This is a genomic window from Thiocystis violacea, assembly GCF_016583565.1.
Taxonomy (GTDB): Bacteria; Pseudomonadota; Gammaproteobacteria; order Chromatiales; family Chromatiaceae; genus Thiorhodococcus; species Thiorhodococcus violaceus_A.
On record NZ_NRRF01000086.1, the window covers coordinates 1 to 15,783 of the forward strand.

The 15,783-nt window shown below is 65.7% G+C and carries 17 protein-coding genes; 6 read left to right on the plus strand and 11 right to left on the minus strand.

Annotated features, from left to right (window positions below):
- From CKO23_RS21330 to CKO23_RS21345, 4 genes are all read right to left on the minus strand, one after another.
- Positions 1 to 188, minus strand: a 188-nt coding sequence (locus CKO23_RS21330; protein WP_207168641.1) for a transposase family protein, incomplete at its 3' end; no start/stop codon positions are given.
- 119 nt (positions 189 to 307) lie between these two features.
- On the minus strand, positions 308 to 1,135 hold the full coding sequence (hflK, locus tag CKO23_RS21335; RefSeq protein WP_200334782.1) for an FtsH protease activity modulator HflK: 828 nt from the start codon (positions 1,133 to 1,135) through the stop codon (positions 308 to 310).
- 492 nt (positions 1,136 to 1,627) lie between these two features.
- Positions 1,628 to 2,494, minus strand: coding sequence for a DUF429 domain-containing protein (locus CKO23_RS21340; RefSeq protein ID WP_242482624.1), 867 nt, complete (start codon positions 2,492 to 2,494; stop codon positions 1,628 to 1,630).
- Entirely contained in the window at positions 2,494 to 2,694 is a 201-nt protein-coding gene (locus CKO23_RS21345) for a hypothetical protein (protein ID WP_200334784.1), read from the minus strand. The genes CKO23_RS21340 and CKO23_RS21345 overlap by 1 nt, the downstream gene beginning before the upstream one ends.
- A 451-nt stretch (positions 2,695 to 3,145) precedes the next feature.
- On the opposite strand from CKO23_RS21345, the gene CKO23_RS21350 reads away from it, so the two are divergent.
- The 5 genes from CKO23_RS21350 to CKO23_RS21370 all read left to right on the plus strand — a co-directional run bounded on the left by CKO23_RS21350 (position 3,146) and on the right by CKO23_RS21370 (position 6,131).
- Positions 3,146 to 3,820 carry a transposase gene (locus CKO23_RS21350; protein WP_200334792.1) on the plus strand — a complete coding sequence of 225 codons (675 nt, stop codon included), beginning with the start codon at positions 3,146 to 3,148 and terminating at the stop codon, positions 3,818 to 3,820.
- 469 nt (positions 3,821 to 4,289) lie between these two features.
- Positions 4,290 to 4,589, plus strand: a complete 300-nt coding sequence (locus CKO23_RS21355; protein WP_242482625.1) for a hypothetical protein — start codon at positions 4,290 to 4,292, stop codon at positions 4,587 to 4,589.
- Positions 4,582 to 4,890 (plus strand): SDR family oxidoreductase, encoded by a 309-nt coding sequence (locus CKO23_RS21360; protein WP_242482626.1) that lies wholly within the window; start codon positions 4,582 to 4,584, stop codon positions 4,888 to 4,890. Before CKO23_RS21355 ends, CKO23_RS21360 begins: the two co-directional genes overlap by 8 nt.
- A gap of 39 nt (positions 4,891 to 4,929) precedes the next feature.
- Positions 4,930 to 5,406, plus strand: coding sequence for a phosphohistidine phosphatase SixA (sixA, locus tag CKO23_RS21365; protein WP_200334794.1), 477 nt, complete (start codon positions 4,930 to 4,932; stop codon positions 5,404 to 5,406).
- Positions 5,403 to 6,131, plus strand: a complete 729-nt coding sequence (locus tag CKO23_RS21370; protein WP_242482627.1) for a class I SAM-dependent methyltransferase — start codon at positions 5,403 to 5,405, stop codon at positions 6,129 to 6,131. The genes sixA and CKO23_RS21370 overlap by 4 nt, the downstream gene beginning before the upstream one ends.
- Positions 6,132 to 6,610: 479 nt before the next feature.
- Here the strand turns inward: CKO23_RS21370 and CKO23_RS21375 are convergent, their stop codons facing one another.
- The 3 genes from CKO23_RS21375 to CKO23_RS21385 all read right to left on the minus strand — a co-directional run bounded on the left by CKO23_RS21375 (position 6,611) and on the right by CKO23_RS21385 (position 10,008).
- Entirely contained in the window at positions 6,611 to 7,750 is a 1,140-nt protein-coding gene (locus CKO23_RS21375) for an AI-2E family transporter (protein ID WP_242482628.1), read from the minus strand.
- Positions 7,743 to 8,156 (minus strand): alpha/beta hydrolase, encoded by a 414-nt coding sequence (locus CKO23_RS21380; protein WP_346014657.1) that lies wholly within the window; start codon positions 8,154 to 8,156, stop codon positions 7,743 to 7,745. The genes CKO23_RS21375 and CKO23_RS21380 overlap by 8 nt, the downstream gene beginning before the upstream one ends.
- A 361-nt stretch (positions 8,157 to 8,517) precedes the next feature.
- On the minus strand, positions 8,518 to 10,008 hold the full coding sequence (locus CKO23_RS21385) for a mechanosensitive ion channel domain-containing protein (RefSeq protein ID WP_200334804.1): 1,491 nt from the start codon (positions 10,006 to 10,008) through the stop codon (positions 8,518 to 8,520).
- A 499-nt stretch (positions 10,009 to 10,507) separates the two neighbouring features.
- On the opposite strand from CKO23_RS21385, the gene CKO23_RS21390 reads away from it, so the two are divergent.
- Positions 10,508 to 10,696: a hypothetical protein gene (locus tag CKO23_RS21390; protein WP_200334806.1), complete on the plus strand. Its 189-nt coding sequence runs from the start codon at positions 10,508 to 10,510 to the stop codon at positions 10,694 to 10,696.
- Here CKO23_RS21390 and CKO23_RS26445 read toward each other — a convergent pair.
- The 4 genes from CKO23_RS26445 to kaiC form a co-directional block, all read right to left on the minus strand.
- Positions 10,683 to 12,875, minus strand: a complete 2,193-nt coding sequence (locus CKO23_RS26445) for an EAL domain-containing protein (protein WP_200334808.1) — start codon at positions 12,873 to 12,875, stop codon at positions 10,683 to 10,685. The genes CKO23_RS21390 and CKO23_RS26445 overlap by 14 nt on opposite strands.
- A 152-nt stretch (positions 12,876 to 13,027) precedes the next feature.
- A complete protein-coding gene (locus CKO23_RS21400) occupies positions 13,028 to 13,390 on the minus strand; it encodes a circadian clock KaiB family protein (RefSeq protein ID WP_200334810.1) in 363 nt (120 codons plus the stop codon).
- 104 nt (positions 13,391 to 13,494) lie between these two features.
- Positions 13,495 to 13,806: a circadian clock KaiB family protein gene (locus CKO23_RS21405; protein ID WP_200334812.1), complete on the minus strand. Its 312-nt coding sequence runs from the start codon at positions 13,804 to 13,806 to the stop codon at positions 13,495 to 13,497.
- Complete coding sequence (gene kaiC / locus CKO23_RS21410; protein ID WP_200334814.1) at positions 13,803 to 15,515, minus strand: circadian clock protein KaiC; 1,713 nt, start codon at positions 15,513 to 15,515, stop codon at positions 13,803 to 13,805. The genes CKO23_RS21405 and kaiC overlap by 4 nt, the downstream gene beginning before the upstream one ends.
- Between the last annotated feature and the right edge of the window lie 268 nt (positions 15,516 to 15,783).

Genomic DNA, 15,783 nt, shown 5'->3' on the forward strand with positions numbered 1-15,783 from the left:
GCCTGATAGCCACGTGCCCCGCACAACACCGCGCCGGCGGCGATGGCGAGCACCGCCGGCAAGGGATGGCGCCGACCTTGGCTGCGACGTGGATCGGGCACATCGGCAAAGAACGCTGGAAGCGAACGCATCTGCTTGGCACTCAACATCAGTTTCGGGGCTCCGTCGTGGTCAAGAGGATCGAGCATCGGTTGGGTCAGGCGTGCCTGGGCGCGGATCGACGAAGCGGGCCTGCGACCGAGCGCAGGATGATGTCATGCACGTGCGTCGCGCTGCCTCGCCAACCAATCCTGGCGCGCAGTTTGAGTCAAACGCTGGGGCCTGTACAGAATCGAAGGTAAATCCCACTACGGCGAGTCAATCTGCGGTAGAACGGTTTCGCCGTGTTCTCCTGCTGGGCCTGGTTGACTTCGTTGAACGACTCCTGCACCGGCTGGGGCGGATTGATGTTCTTCAATTGCACCTGATCGATGCTGATCCCCATGGCGTATTTGGTCGACAGCGCTTGCATCTTGGTCAGCGCCTCGGTTTCGATCTCCTGGCGACCGATGGTGATCACCTCGTCCACGGTGCGATCGCCGACGACTTCTCGCATCACGGATTCGGACACATAGCGCAGCGTCTCACTCGGCTCCCGGACCTCGAACAGGAACTTCACCGGATCGGAGATGCGGTATTGCACCACCCATTCCACCAAGGCGGCGTTCAGATCCCCCGTGACCATCTCCGTTTCCCGCTTGCCATCACGCGGGCTCTGGTAGGGATCCCTGGCGCCCGGGGTCGTGAACCCGAATTCCTGCTTCAACTGTCGCTTGACGGGAACGATCGTCGCCGTGTCGATCCCCAACGGCAGCTTGAAATGAAGCCCGGGCTGCACGTCTTTGAGATATTTCCCGAATCGTTGCACGACAGCGACCGAGTCGCTCGGCACCGTGTAATAGGTGGTCCATGCGGTCCAGACCCCCAAGCCGACGAGCGCGAGGATCGCAAGCACAATGACGCCGCCCAGACCACCGCCCGGCAAGAGCCGCTTGAGCCGATTCTGCCCGTGCCGGATGAGGCCCTCGAGATCCGGGGGTGTGGTCCCGCTGCCCCAGGACTCACCCGATGGAGCGCTACCTTTCTGCCAAGGCATTCGGAAATCCTCCGCTGTGATGCAGGACTGAGGTCACGATCCTGTCCGCGTGCGCGCGCCGATCGACATCGGATGTCTGACCTTGCGATCCAATCGGGTCGCTGCGCAGTGAGGGCGTATTTTCTTCCTCTCTCACCAAAACGACTGTGCGCTGGCGTACATAGCACGCGATCATCAGGTCGCCCAGGGTATTGATATGGGCTTGTCGCAGGGTCGGAATCAACCCAGAGACACGCCGGGACGGTTTGTCCGCGTGGGTGAGGTGGCCACAACGCGTGCCGCATGGAAGCGCTCGGTGGGGATTGGATCGGCACCGGGATTAGTGCAAACGGCGCCGGCTCAGAAGTCGGCGCTGAGTGACTGAACGAAGCGACTTGCGGTCGGAACGGCGTTTCCATCCCGACGGATGCCGCGCTGGACAACCCTCAGGGGGCTCTGGGATCGAACCGGACGGTCGTGGGCTCGCCGTGCGAGAGGTGAAGACCGAGACAGTCAAGAAACACCCGGTCCGATGGCGCGGAATGCGTCGGCGCGTGCATGCGGATCGGCGATCCAGCCTTCGAGTGGATCCAGTGAGGTCGGCTGACCGTCGTCAGCCGCGCGCTGCGTCCAGGCCCAGGCGGCCTGGATGGCACAGAGCAAGGCGTCGAGCGCATCGCCCATGGGATCATCCGCAAGACTCAGTGGCGCTTGCACGCGAATGCCGTAAGCAGGCTGTGTGGCGCCTTTCAGAATGGCTTGCAGCAGTGCCCGCCGGGCATGATCCCGCTCCGGTGTCTGCTGAGCACGGATATCCTGCTTGTAGGAGCGGCGGCCGATCAGCTGGCGGGCGAGCAGGCCCGGATAGGCCTCGACGCAGACCCGATCGGGATCGCCGCTCCGCACGCCCGGAATCGTCACCCCGGCCCTCAGCAGCCTTGGCGCCCCCTCGAAGAACATCAGACCGACCGGGGTCCCGTAGAGCTTCTGCGGACTGATGGCACCGGCGGCGCAATCAGTCGCGCGGCGGTGCTCTTTGTCTCCTGGCGGGCGCGGCTGGCGATAGGCGTCGAGCGCCTGGCGAAAGCCCGCGCGACCCAGCGACTCGGCCTGGCGCACGTAGCCAGGCCAGGTCGCTGGCCAGCCGATATTGCTCACGAAGGTCCGCGACTGACCGAAGGGGAAATCGATGCCGGCGATCCAGGGACCGGGCTGCTGGAGGAACGCCTCGAAGGGCGCGAAGCTGGACCAGGTGCCGAGGGTGCCGGCGCAGAGCCGATCACCCTCCAGCTGGCAGGCGAGGCAGGTCATGGGCTTGCCGCGACGCGGGCGGCTGGTGAAGTCGATGCCATAGACACGCATGAACGTCCCTTCAGGCATCAGGCGCCGTCCGCCGCAAAGACCTCCCGGAAGGGTCCGAGGAAACGCCGCTGCGGTGACCAGTCGGCGATGGCGAAGACGATCTCGCTGAAGGCACCGGCGAAGTCCGTCTCCAGCGCCTGGCGGAAGTCGCGGGCGGTGCGGACGGGATCGTTGGCGAAAGCCCCGCAGCCCCAAGCGCCAGCAAGTGCCAGAGCCAAACGCTCAGCCCGGCCAGAACGACACAGGCGATGACGCTGACAGCCACCGGAATCGCGTGTCCCGCAACCATCACCTCGAAGCGCTTGATCACGCGCAACAATTGCGCGATCGACAGGATCCCGAACAGCATGCTCGCGACACGCAGCCCGAGTTGTTGAGACGGAGACGACAGATCGATTCCTCCTTCTGATCCGAAGCAAATGGCCCGCTGGGCGCATCGGCAAGCAGGTTGAGCCATTTGTGCTGTCTCTAACCCACTGATTTGAAAAGTGCCTACAAGACTGCTCAACTTTCGTTTGCCCCAATGTAGAACGAAGGATCAATGGTTTGCACGTGCGCCGAGCGGGAGAGAGCGAGAAATTCACCCCAGCACGATCCGCTCGGGTGGAAACGGGGCGGCCGCCAAGGGATCATAGTCGTTGTCGAGATGATCCCTATTGAAGTACCGCCATGGCGGCCATGGTGCAATCGAGCTTGTTTTCGTGGGATGCCCTCGAGGCACGCAGCGACCTCGATCGGCTTCACCTGGTGGTTGAGCATCTTCCCGATGAGCGCCTGGTTCAATACCTCGAGGTCATGCGCGGGCACGGGCGCGACGATTATCCAGTGCGGGCGATGTGGAACGCGCTGCTCGCTGGCATCGTCTATCAGCATGAGAGTCTGGAATCGCTCCTGCGCGAGTTCGCGCGCAATCCCAGCCTGATGCAGGCGTGCGGCTTCGATCCCCTACCGATTCAGCGCCCACCCAAGCCTCGGGTTGTCACCGACCCTGACACGGGCGTTGTGCGCATTGAGATCCCGCCCGTCGCGGAGGCGGTACGCGCCGTGCCCGCGAGCTGGAACGTTTCACGCTTTCTGGCCAATGTCATTGAGCGCGAGGACGCGCTCAGCATGGTCGGCGAGATGGCGGTCATCCTGCGCGAGCCGCTCATGGCCGTCCTGCCCGATTTCGGGACGCATCTGGGGCTTCGACGGCACCGACATCGCCAGTCACAGCACCGGGCAGCAGGACCGCGCCAGCGCTCAGACCTCCGCCCCCGATTGGGGGCATCACGAAACCGGCGGCGTCGATGCCCGCACCACTTCGGCTTCGAGCAGCACTTCATCCGCGCATCGCCAAGATGACCACCCGCGTTGGCCTGGCCATCGCCGTGATGATGGCCATGGCGCTGTGGCACATCCAACAGGGGCGCCCCCAGCAGCTGCGCTGCTTGGTGCAGCCCATCCCCGCCACCGGCTAGACCCGCCCGCGCGACTTTGCCGTGCCGTGCTTGATCGGATCACCGCATCCGAGCAGGGCGCTCGCTTGAAATTCACCCTGGGTGGGAATTATTCTCATTGATGTCTCTCCGAGCACCCTCTCGAGCACGCTGACGCCCATTGGCGACGCCGGGACGGGTTTCTGCCGTATCCTCCGACAAGCGCAAAACGGGACAGCGCAAATGTCTCCTGTTCGGCCATCCTTGCCCTGCCGCTCTGGCAGGGATTTTTTTATTGCGCCGCACACACGTCTTCCGCAGCCTGACACGGTCCAGCCAGCAATCGACCGTTCCTGTGCCATCATTGGACCATCGTTTCCTGGTGGACGGACGCCATGCAACGCTGGATCCATGCGGAGAAGGATCGCGATGACCTGGTCGATCTGGTTCAGGACCTGCTCGGCGACTGGACGCTGGTGCTCTGCTGGGGCGCACTCGGCTCACGGCGCGGACGCCTGCGGGTGGTCGGCGTGGCGTCCGAGGCGGAGGGTTTGGCGCAGATCGAAGGCATCGCCCGGCGACGCCAGCAGCGCGGCTATCGGCGGCAGGTGAGCCCCGAGCCGATCGACGTGGGCCACGGCATCCCGGCCGGGGCCACAAACGCCGCCGCACAGAGGAGCACTGGCGATGACTGAGGCGGACCAAACTCCGGTCGCGATCGTCACGGGCGGCGCGCAAGGCATCGACCGCGCCCTGACGCAGCATTTCCTGAGCGCGGGCTGGATCGAGACCGGCCCCTGGCAAAAACCGGGCAGGCGCCAAAACCCGACACACCGCTCCATCGACCAGGCCCAGCATGCCGTGGGGCGGATCGGCGAGCCGGCCGACATCGTCGCGGCGGTCGCCTTTCTGGCCAGCCCGAAGGCCGGCTTCATCACCGGGCAGAACCTGGTGATCGACGGCGGGATGACGCGCACCATGCAGTATGCGCAGTGAGCCGGGAGAGCCTGCTATCCAACCGATTCGGAGTCCAAGATGCGCCTCTACCTCGCACAACATGGCTTGGCCGTCCCCGAGGACGTCGATCCCGAGCGTCCCTTGAGCCCGCAGGGCCGCACAGACATTGAGCGTCTCGCGGCGCGCCTGGGTCAGGCCGGGATCGTGGTTGAGCGGGTGCTGCACAGCGGCAAGACGCGGGCGGCGCAGACCGCGGAGATCCTGGCCGAGCCGCTCCTGGCGAGAGGAGTACCGCAGGCGCGCGGCGGCCTCAGGCCGAATGACCCGGTGGAGGCGCTGGCCTCGGAGATCGCCGACTGGTCCGCGGACACCCTGATCGTCGGGCATCTGCCCTTCGTGGGGCGGCTCGCCGCCCACCTGCTCGTTGCGGACGCCAACCAGGCGCTGCTCGCCTTTCAGCCGGGAAGCCTGGCCTGCCTGGAGCGCGACGCGGACGGTCACTGGAGGCTGGCCTGGATGCTCCGCCCGGAGCTCTTGACGGAGGTCTCCCGATGAGATTGACGCGCAGAGGTCAACGCCTGATGCCCATCGCCCAACGTCTCCGCGGCCCAGCGCTGATCGCGCTGTGGCTCCTCCTGCCCGTCCTGTCGGCCGCCGAGACCCCGGCGGTCGGACCGGAGATGAACGCCTACTACCATGGCGCCAATCCCCAGCGCTGGGAATCCATCTTCGAGCGCAGCGGCCGTGAGGTCTTCGACCGGCGCGTCGAGATTCTGCAGGCGCTTCAGATTCCTCGCGGACTGCGGATCGCCGATGTCGGCGCCGGAACCGGACTCTTCACACTGCGCTTTGCCGAGGCGGTGGGTCCGAGCGGAACGGTCTACGCGGTGGACGTCTCGGCATCCTTCGTCGACTCGATTCGACGTCGTGCACGCGCCGAAGGACTGGAGAATGTGGTGCCGGTGGTCAACCAGCAGACAAGCGTCGCGTTAGATCCCGCCAGTGTCGATCTGGTCTTCCTGTGCGACACCTACCATCACTTCGAGCATCCGCAGGCGATGCTCGCCTCCATCCGCGAAGCACTGGCACCCGGCGGCGTGCTCGCGATTATCGACTACCGACGGGAGCCGGACATCAGCGCGCCTTGGATCCTCGAACATGTCCGGGCTGATCGCCGCACCGTCATCAACGAGGTCACGCAGGCCGGGTTTGTCCTCATCGATGAGCCGCTCGAGCTGCGCGAGAACTTCTTCATCCGGTTCCGCAAAGGCAACCCCTGATCCACCGCCTCGCCCGGGCGCCAGAGGCACGCCACGGGAAGCGACTGGCGCCTCAGAGCCGCTCGCGTCTCATTGCCCCAGAACGCCGAGGGCAAAATGATCGTCTGGACCATGGCGTCATCGCGCGAAAGCGAACGCTCGAGGTGACCCGCCCGGCGTCTGCGTCACGGGGAAGCGGAACGATTGGCCTGAACCTTGGCTTCCGAGAGAGGCTCCCTCACGAAAACCGGTTGGGATCGCCAGACCAGAAACGGTGCGACGCGACCGAACGTGCGGATCGAAGATGACCTCAACGACTGCCGGAAGCCCTTTGGGCTTGAGCGCACCGAAGAGTTTGGCGAGCGCGGCAGCACGGTTGGGAATCCGGACCCTGTCCTGAATCAGGAGGTTGGATGTCCGGTCCGTCGCCGATTGGCGGGTCAGGAGGCGAAAGCACCGCGGGAGCACCGCTGGAATCGCCTCGATCGACGACCGCCGCGCTAACGCGGCGGCGCCTCGGTCTCGGATTGCGGATCGGAGCCAGCTTCGTCAGCCGCATGACCTTCCCGCAGCCAGGCCATGAAAAGCTCATAGCCCAGCACCAGGATCACGGCGCCGACAAAAAGTCCGATGATGCCGGCACCGATAAAACCGCCGATAGCGCCGACGAAGATCACGGCCGTGGGCACCGCGACACCGCGCCCGAGCAGGATGGGCTTGAGCACGTTGTCGAGCGAGCCCACCAGGATCGCCCAGATCAGAAAGAGCACCGCGGTCAGCGTGTCCCCGGCATAGAAGACATAGACCGCCGCAGGCAGCAGGACTGGGAACACGCCGATCTGGATCGTGCTCAGGAGCAGTGCAATCAGCGCCCAGAGTCCAGCGGCCGGCACCCCGGCGGCCAGCATGCCGAGACCCGTTAGCAACGCCTGGAGCATGGCCACGCCGAGGATGCCGCGGGAGACAGCGCGCACCACGGCCTCGGCCAACTCGACAAATTGCCGGCCGCGCGCACCCGCGAGTCGCTCGGCGAGGGCGCGGCTCGCCCGTCCGCCCGCCGCGCTCTTGGCCAATAGGACCGCGGCGATAACAATGGCAAGACCGAAGTTCAGGATGCCCAGTCCGGCATTCTTGGCGAGCGACAGGGTCCACTCACCGACCTGTCGCAGCTGGGGCTCGATCGTGCGCAGCGCACCCTCAAGGTTCGAGGACGCCTTCTGCCAGAAGTCCTGCACTGACTGACCGATCAAGGGGATGAAGGACAGGTCTGGCGGCGGCGGCAGGTCCAAGCCGCCGTCCGCGAAGCCTCGATTCAGGCTCTGCGCGCCCTGGACCAGGGTTCCGCTCAGCATCACAATGGGGCCGATGAGCACGACCAATGCCAGCAGGGCGAACAGGACCGAGGCAAGGGCACGCCGTCCGGCGACGGCGCGGAGCAGTTGACGATAGCCGGGATGCACGGCGACGGCGATGATCCCACCCCAGACGATCGCGACCAGAAAGGGCCGCACGATCAGGAAGCAGAGGGTCAGCATGAGAGCCAGGAGCCCGAGGCGGATCGCGATCTCGACGGCGCGATCGACAGCCTCACTCTTGCCGGGCGAGCGCTGTTCGATCATGGGTTCATTGGGCTCACTCATCGGGTCTTTCTCTCGTGTTAACCCCTGTGGCGAACGGCATCATACGCCTTGCTCGGTTGCCACTGTCGACGAGATGTACCAGTCCGCCCGACCGATCCCAGCGACCCGGCAGCGATCCTGACGCCGGGTAAACCAGAACCTCGCCGTCTGCTTCATGATGGAGTGATGCGATTGAGCTGACCGCCGGGTTGGTGGTGAAGTAGGAGTGGCCGAAGAAATCGGTGCGCTTGCCCTCGTAGGCGATGAGGTCGAGTCGACCAGCGGTCGCAAAGTAGCGCTGGGTCTCTGCGGAGATGTCCTCGGGGCGCAGTTGCCCCACCCGGTGACGGCTGCGGAAAAGCCAGCGCGAGACCAGAAGCGCCCTGTCTTCCGGGGATGCATCGATGGTTAGTCGGCCCTTCAGCACACGAGGCAGTCGCCCCCGCGGCCAGCGGGCGACTAGATCGGCGTCGGAACCAGGCGGACCTGGGCGCATCCGAAGGCGATGTGTGACGCCCGCTCCTGGCCGTAGGGCATCGTGCTTTCGGCCGCGGTCTCCGGGGCGCGATCGGTGGCGTCGGCATCGGCGCGCGTCCGCCGGTCGCACAGCCGCCGAGCAAGCCGACAGCAAGCAGGATCACGACGGTATCGAGGGATCGGCGTGGCATGGTGTGGATAGCGATTACCCTAGATCCGGCGGTTGGACGGCCTCCAGGGAGCGTCCAGCGTGGTGTCGCTCCCGCCCATGTGTCGAGCCCGCCTGATCTTGCTCAGCGACGAGAACCGCCTCAGGGATGTCCTTCACCGTCCGCGGGATCGGCGGCAGGTGGGGTGTGCCAGTGGCCGTTCTCCACGACGACCGCCTGCTCCGGCTGCCTGTTGAAGTGGGGCGACATGATCTGCACCCCGTATTCGTTGAAGACATCGAGGATTTGGGCATTCAGATCGGAGAGGTTGCGGATGCGATCCTCGACGCGCTCCAGACGCACCTGTAGCTCGTACTCGACGTAGAAGTCCGCCAGGGCGAGCTGCAGCACCACGGGACGTGGCTCCTTGCGGATCCCCGGGGTGCGCGACGCGGCCAGGTTTAGGAGCGCATGGACCTGCCGCCAGGGGGTGTCATAGCCGATCGACAGCTTAGCGCGGGCGACGGCGCCCTTGCTCTCCGCGCGCCGCGAGAAGTTGGTGAGCCGGTGGCCGACCACCACCGCGTTCGGCAGCGTCACCTCTTCCTGCTGGCGGGTCACCACCTTGGTGGAGAGCAGGCCGACGTGACTCACCAGTCCCTCGGTCTTCCCGAGGCGAACATAATCGCCGACGCCAAAGGCGCGGGCATAGACGATCACCAGACCGCTCATGATCTGATTGATGAAGCCCGCCGATCCCAGGGAGATCATCAGCCCCACGAAGACGCTCACGCCCTTGAAGGCAGCGGTATCCGAACCGGGGATATAGGGGTAGGCAACGGTGAGCGCGAAGATCCAGATCACGGCCACTGTCAGCCGCCGGGTGGCATCGATCGTCCCCGTCTCGATCCAGGAGGGTTGCAGCCGGCCTTCCTCCACGGCCTTGAAGAAGGCGTCGATGCTGCTGACCAGCAGTCGCGTCAGGAAGAACACGATCAGCACGGTGAGGACGCCCGGGATGCCCTCCACGATGCCCGTCGCCAGGTCCGCGAGGAGGTCGCTGAGATACGCGCCGAGGCCCGTGCCCCAGGGTTCGGTGTAAGGGAACTGCACCAGGACAAAGGTGAGCCAGAGGTAGCCGCCCATCAGCGCAATGGCCAGGGCCGCGAACTTGATGGCATAGCGCTCGATGGCGCCGAGCAGTGGGCGGATCTGGACCCCGAAGATCCGCCAGCGGCTGCGTTGCGCGCTGCTGCGGAGTCGCTGCTCGACGCGGGCCTTGATGCGGACCACCGCCAGGAGTAACAGGGCATAGACCAGGGTCGCCCCCAGGGCGAAGCCGATGCCGCGCAGCAGGAGCGGCAGACGCTGCTGTTCCGCCCTGGCCTGGAACACCTCGCGCAAGCGTTCGACGCCGTCGCGGGCGGTCTCCTCGACAGTCCTTCCCGACTCGGGATCGAGATCCTCGGGCAGGATGCCGACGATGATGTCATCACGTACCAGGATCAGCCATCCCCGCAACCGACCAACCTGCGCGGGCTCGGCATGGACCGCGTCACCGAAGTCCTCCGGCGGCAGCGCCTCGATGCGTCCTTGCACCTGCTCTGCCCGCTGCGCCGGGTCCAAGGGCCCGATCACCGCACGCAAGGTCACGATGGGCCGATTCCAGACCTCTACAGTGGCCGGAGCAGCGCCGGCCCGGACCACGGATGCATCCAATGACGAGAGGGGTTCAGTGGCAGCCTGAGTCGCGGCCAGACACAGGGCTGCAAGGGTCAAGCGGCGGTTAAGAGTCCGCATGGGATATCGAAGAGCCTCACTCGCGATGGTGGGTTGGAGCGCGCCAGGTACGCCTCATCGTCGTTCTGCGCGGCTGAAGGTGGTTCTCGGGAAACACACTGGTCGCAGGATAGGCTAAACCCGTGCGACGGAACTCGAGAATGGCATCAGGCTTGGAGGGACGTGCCCATGATGCGAGCCTCGCAGCCGACAAGATGGGCACACACCGCAAAGACCGCAACCAAAAACATCGGCTGGCTGCCTGACCTTTGTCGATTCCACGAGGCACCATTGCCTCGGTCAGATGGTCCCGGGCAATCGCTCAACGCCACCCACGATCGGGCCTCCTATGGTAGTCGCGCCGGTGGTCGCGATGGCCGCTGCCGCTGATAGCACCCACTGCGCCGCCAATGAGGGCGCCATTCGCGGCCCCGCGACTGCCGCCAATAATGCCGCCCATGACGGCACCACCGATTGCGCCCGCGATCGCCCCTCGCGCACCCCGACCGGCCTCCGCATCACTGGGCAGGACGGTGAATTGTGTTTCCTCACCGTCTCCTGAGTCCCCGCAGTGCATCGATCGGTCCCGGCCGGCCGAACAGATACCCCTGGAAGCCGTGGCATCCGCACTCGGCCAACAACGCGCGCTGGGCCTCGGTCTCGACTCCCTCGGCGATGACCGCGAGCCCGAAATTGCGAGCCAGGGCCAGGATGGCGCCAGCGATCGCGGCGTCGCTCGGGTTGGTGAGCAGATCCCGGACGAAGGATCGGTCGATCTTCAACTCGTCCAGTGGGAAACGTTTCAAGTAGACCAACGAGCAATAACCGGTCCCGAAGTCATCGAGGGCAAAGCCGAGGCCCAGGGCCTTGAGCACGACCATCTTGGCACTGGCATCACCAATGTCGTCGAGCAACAGGGTCTCGGTGATCTCGAGCTTGAGCCGGTGCGGGTCGGCGCCCTGCCGGGCAAGCGCCGCGCGCACCAGGTCCGTGAAATCCGTCTGGCGGAACTGGCGCGCGCTGACGTTGACCGCCAGGGTCAGGCCGGCGGTGTCGGGTCGACGCGCCCAGTGCGCGAGCTGAGCGCAGGCCGTTTCCAGCACCCACTGCCCGAGCGGCAGGATCAGCCCGGTCTCCTCGGCCAGGGGGATGAAGGTGTCGGGCAGGATCAGCCCGCGGTCGGGGTGGCGCCAGCGCAGCAGCGCCTCGGCCCCGGTGAGACGCCCCTCGCCATCCACCTGAGGCTGATAGAGGAGCAGAAATTGCCCCGTCCGCAACCCCTCGCGCAACTGCGACTCCAGGGCGGTGTGCGCCTCCATGGCGGCCTGCATGGACGGGTCGAAGAAGCGCAGGGTGTTGCGGCCCGCCGCCTTCGCCTGATACAGGGCGAGATCGGCCTGTTTCAACAGCTCGTCCTGATTGGCCGCGTGATCGTGGATGAGGGTGAGGCCGATGCTGGGCGTGCCGCGGTAGGCGTGACCGGCGAGCTGGTAGGGCCGGTTGAGACTGCTCTGGAGCTTCGCGCCGATACCCAGCACCTGCGCGGCCGCCTCCTGGGTTTGCTCGCTCAGGCCATTGATGATCAGCACGAACTCATCGCCGCCAAGGCGGGCCACGGTGTCACCCAGGCGCACCGCCTCGCTCAGCCGTTGGCCGACCTGCTGGAGCAGAAGGTCACCGATGTCGTGACCGAGGGTGTCGTTCAGCGCCTTGAAATTGTCCAGGTCGATCAGACAGAGTGCACCCTGTTGCGGGCCACGGGCGCAATCCGCCAGGGTCTGACGCAGTCGGTCCTGGAACAGCCGCCGATTGGGCAGCCCGGTCAGGGGATCGAAGAAGGCGAGCTGCTTGATCTCGTCCTCCCGGGCCTTGCGCTGGCTGATGTCGGTCAAGGTGACGATACTGCCGAGCACCTCGCCGCGCACGCCGAGCCAGGGGCCGACGCCGATCAGCAGGTCGCGCCTGGATCCAGGATGCTCCAGCCGGGCCTCGATCGCCTGGCGTCCAGCGTCGCCAAGGTGGTCCGCCAGCGAAAAGGCCGCGCCATCGGGCAGTCGCAGGGGGAAGGCCTGCGCGAACGGCTGCCCGGTCGGGTCCGCGCCACAGAGTGTCTGTGCCACGACGCTGGCGCGGATGACCCCTGTGTCGGCATCGCACACCAGGATCGCGCCGGCGGCCTGCTCCAGGATCGAGCGCGCCAGCCGTTCAGCGGCAAGGAGGCGAAGCTCGCGCTCATGCTGCTCGGTCAGGTCGGTGACGATCAGGCACAGTGAGGGGCGTGCCGTCGCGATCGGCAAGGGGCTGCACGCGAGAGTGCATGGGACATGTGACCCGTCGGCGGCCACCAGGACGACCTCCAGTGGCCGTTCTGCCCCCCGACCATGGTTCAACAGATCATGAAACAGCGCCTGGTCGGTGGCGGCGATCCAGCGCGCAAAGGTCGCGCCGATCACCCGCTCGAGCGGCGTCTTCAGCATCTCGGCGAGGCGTTGGTTGGCGTAGTAAATGACATCCCCCTCGGTGAGGATGAGCGCACCCTCGCCCATCGCCTCGATCAGGGCGCGATAGGGATAGTCCGCGCCCTGGAGGGTGAAGACCCGCTCGCCGCCGGTGCCCGAGACCACCAGGGCATCCACCTCGCCGCTGCGGATGGCGTCCAGGATTTCCTCGGCCTCCGCCAGGCGGGCGCGCAGATCCCGATTCTCGGCGAGCAGTTGGGCGGGGTTGGGCGACGACGTCACAGAGGTTGATCTCCAGCGTTCAGTCGCCGGCGCGATCTCGCCGCGCCTCTAGCGACAATCCTTTGCCACCTGACACCTGACACCTGACACCTGACACCTGACACCTGACACCTGACACCTGACACCTGACACCTGACACCTGACACCTGCCATCATGTCTCTCCGACCTCTCCCGCGTCACGCCGGTGCAGATCCAGACCCAGCAACACCCGTTCCTCGTTCGACAGGGTGCCGATCATCCGCCGCAGCGGGGGCGGCAGTGTCTTGATCAAGGTCGGCGCGGCGAGGATCTGCGCCTCTTTAGCGCGCTCGGGGTGCTGATAGAGATCGATGACCTCCAGCGTGTAACGACCTTCCAGGTGCTCCTCGCAGATCCGCTTGAGGTTGGCGATGGCGCGGGTCGAGTTCGGCGTTGCGCCGGTCACATAGAGCCGCAGGAGATAGTCATCCCGGCGCGGACTGCCCCATGCGGGGTCATCCGTCGGAGAGGTATCGGGGGGTTGCTCGGTCGACATGATCGCAATCCTCACAATGCGTTGAACCGCGTCGGCGCCCGGCCCGGCTGGTCGGGGCGAGACTGCGTCGGGCCAGCGGCCATGGGTGTCATCTCGGGCGCCGCTCAACGCGGCAGCAGATCCAGTCCAATCAATACCCGCTCGGTATTGGAGAGGTCGCCGATGATCTTGCGCATCGGTTCGGGGAGTTTGCGCACCAGGGTGGGGATCGCCAGGATCTGGTCGCCGCGCGCCAGTTCTGGGTTCTCCCGCAGGTCGATCACCTCGATGCGGTAGCGTCCGGCCAGGTGCTCCTCGCAGATGCGCTTGAGGTTGGCAAAGGCCGTGATGGATTTCGGCGTCTCTCCGGCCACGTAGAGCCGCAGGGTCCAGATCTCCGCGTCGGCGGGGTCGGGCGCGGTCGTTGGACTGTTCATGAACGCTCTCCGATGTCTGTTGTGACGTCGCCCTTGCGGTTGTCCGCCATCTCTGAGCGCGCCCGCACCGACTGGGTCTCGCGCGCCCGCTGGCGCTCGATCAGGGCCAGGGTCTCGGCCTCCTGGGCCGCGAACTCGGCGCGCATGGCGAGGATGCGCGACTCCAGCGCCACGCGGTTATCCTCCAGGGCGCGCTGCCGGCGCGCGATCTCCTCCTGGCGCGCCAGCTCGGCCGCGTGCGCTTGCTCCTCCTGGGCCAGCCGCGCCGAGCCGGTCAGCACGGCGCCGGGGCCGGTATAGACATCGCAGAGCGCCAGACCCCGCGCGGTCAGCCGGAACTCGCGGGTCTGGTTGGAGTGGGCCATGCCGCGCGACTTCAAGATGGCGAGGCTGCGATTGCGCTCGCCGTTCGTGTCGATCGCCTGGAGCAGCAGCCAGGTGTCGATCAGGGAGGAAATGGCGACATCGGTATGATCGAGCGGGCCACCACCCGCGGTCAGACTGGTGAAGAATCCCGTGATCTGATGCCCCTTCAGGTCATCCAGCAAGCGCATCAACATCGCCTTGACCTCGGTGTCCCGGTTGGCGCCGACGAAGCTGTTCACGGGGTCCAGGATGACGATGCGCGGCTGGAATCCGATGATCGCACGGTGCATCAGCGCCAGGTGCATCTCCAAGCCCGTGAAGGTGGGACGGGTCGCCTGAAACTGGAGCAGGCCCTCATCCACCGCGGGCTGCAGGTCGATCCCGATCGAGCGTAGATTGCGCAGGATCTGGCTGGCGGACTCCTCGAAGGCGAAGAAGAGCACCCGCTCGCCCCGCGCGCAGGCGGCCGCGGCGAAATGCCCGGCCAGACTGGTCTTGCCGGTCCCGGCAGTGCCCGAGACCAGGATGCTGCTGCCGCGATAATAGCCCGCGCCGTCCAGCATGGTGTCGAGACGGGGGACACCGCTCGAGACGCGCTCCGAGGAGGCGACCTGCTGCAGGCCGAGCGAGGTGATGGGCACCACCGAGATGCCGGCCCCGTCGATCAGGAAGGGATAGAGATTGGTGCCATGGAATGACCCGCGGTACTTGACGATGCGCAGCCGTCGGGTGGAGATCAGATCATCGACCCGATGGTCGAGCAGGATGACGCAGTCGGAGACGTATTCCTCCAACCCCTGGCGCGTGAGCTGACCGTCGCCGCGCTCGCCGGTGATGACGGCGGTCACGCCGCGGGCCTTGAGCCAGCGAAACAGACGGCGCAGCTCGGCGCGCAGGATGGATGGATTGGGCAGGCCGGCGAAGAGCGTCTCGATGGTGTCCAGGACGACGCGCCGGGCGCCGATCGAGTCGATGGCGTAGCCGAGACGGATGAACAACCCCTCCAGATCGAATTCCCCCGTCTCCTCGATCTCGCTGCGCTCGATGTAGACGTACTCCAGCGCCAGTTGACCCGCCGCCACCATGGCGTCGAGATCGATGCCGAGCGAGGCCACGTTCTGAGTCAATTCCTCGCCGGTCTCCTCGAAGGTCACGAAGACCCCGGGCTCCTTGTGCTCGATCGCGCCATGGACCAGGAACTCCATGGCCAGCAGGGTCTTGCCGCAGCCCGCGCCGCCGCACACCAGGGTTGGCCGACCGCTGGGCAGGCCGCCGCCGGTGATCTCGTCCAGCCCCTGGATGCCGGTCGGGGATTTTGGGAGCTGTGCCCTTGCTGGATCCATGTCGATCTCCACCTGGTGAGAACAAAGGCTGCTCGCGTCTGGTCCCAAGTCCTTTGGGCATCTCCTGCCGGCTGAGCTGAGGTAAACCGAAAAGCCTTGCGTCTTCGTTCGTGATGCTGCCGGCGCGCACCCGCCTCTCTAAGAGGATATCCGGAACAGAAAATGCTTAAATCATTAAAATTCTAAATAAGATAGCCTCTTAGGTACGACAATCACGCGTATCGATGATGCCATGGCCTTTCAAGAGATGTCCGATGATTTTTGGCGT